The 1,294-nt window shown below is 53.9% G+C and carries 1 protein-coding gene; it reads left to right on the top strand.

Going from position 1 to position 1,294, the window contains the following annotated elements:
• Positions 1–82: 82 nt before the first annotated feature.
• The gene (locus ACJTMZ_RS22240) at positions 83–1,240 is read left to right on the top strand and encodes a DDE-type integrase/transposase/recombinase (RefSeq protein WP_023295456.1); all 1,158 of its coding nucleotides are present in this window, start codon (positions 83–85) and stop codon (positions 1,238–1,240) included.
• Positions 1,241–1,294: the final 54 nt, after the last annotated feature.

The following is a 1,294-nucleotide window of genomic DNA, read 5'->3' as shown; positions in this document are numbered from 1 at the left end:
GGTATGAACCGGAAACATGGGTAACACTTTAGACCGGATACATGGGTAACAGTTATAACTGGCATAGAAGAGGAGACTCGCTATGCCCTGGACTGAGACCCGACCTATGCAACGCCTTGATTTTATCCGTGCCTGCCATGCAGGTACGGATTCTTTTTCAGCCCTCTGCCGTCTCTTCGGCATCAGCCGAAAAACCGGTTACAAATGGCTTCAGCGTTTTGACCCCTCTGACCTGTCATCTCTCTCTGACCGGTCGCGTGCTCCGCACTCCCACTCCCGTACAGTTCCTGATGATATCGCCGGGCAGCTTACGGCCCTGAGGCAGAAACACCCTGACTGGGGCCCCAAAAAACTGCGGATGTGGCTGCTCAATCATCACGTCGATTTTACCGTCCCCGCTGCCAGCACTATCGGCGATATCCTCAAGCGTGAAGGCCTGGTTCCGGATAAAAAGCGAAAACGCAGAACCCCGGGCAATCGCCAGCCCCTGACCATCATCAGTGAGAACAATCAGGTCTGGAGCGCTGATTTTAAAGGCAAGTTCAGGCTGCTGAGCCGGAAATACTGTCATCCCTTCACCCTGACCGACAATCACAGCCGGTATCTTCTGAGCTGCCGGGGAACGGACCGGGAGAGCGAGCCCTTCGTCAGGCAGTGCCTGACGGATGCGTTCCTGGAGTACGGTCTGCCGGAAGTCCTGAGAACGGATAATGGACAGCCTTTCGCAGGAACAGGTATCGCCGGGTTAAGTCGCCTTGCAGTCTGGCTGATAAAGCTGGGCATCAGACCGGAACGTATCAGAAAGGGGCATCCGGAAGAAAACGGCCGTCATGAGAGAATGCACCGTTCGCTGAAAAGTGCAGTAAAACAGGGCAACACCTTTATGACGATGGAAGAACAACAGCGGTGGTTCAGTGACTACCGGGAAGAGTTTAACTACGAAAGGCCGCATGAAGCCCTGGCGGGTGCAACGCCCGGAACGGTATGGCAGCCCTCAGGCCGACACTGGGATGGCAGGGTTCCTGAATATGCTTATCCGGAAGGAGGTACGGTCTACAGGGTGAAATCAAGGGGGACACTCTATATGGGGAAAAAGGGGACGGTGTTCCTGAGTGAAGCGCTGACTGATGAGTACATCATGCTGGAAGAACAGGATGATGGCCTTGAGGCCATCATCTTTAACGGAATAACGCTTGCGTACTACGACCGAAAAACCCAGAGTGTGCTCCGGATAGACTGAAAAGTGTTACCTATGTTCCCGGTCTGATCTGTCACCTATGTATCCGGTCATACA

Source organism: Enterobacter sp. DN, assembly GCF_046054285.1.
Classification (GTDB): domain Bacteria; phylum Pseudomonadota; class Gammaproteobacteria; order Enterobacterales; family Enterobacteriaceae; genus Enterobacter; species Enterobacter hormaechei_C.
Note: the sequence above shows the minus strand (reverse complement) of the source record. Positions and strands in the feature narration are given on the sequence as shown.

Coding starts and splice junctions, on each gene's coding strand:
- ACJTMZ_RS22240 (WP_023295456.1), top strand. CDS start 83: ATGCCCTGGACTGAGACCCGACCTATGCAACGCCTTGATTTTATCCGT.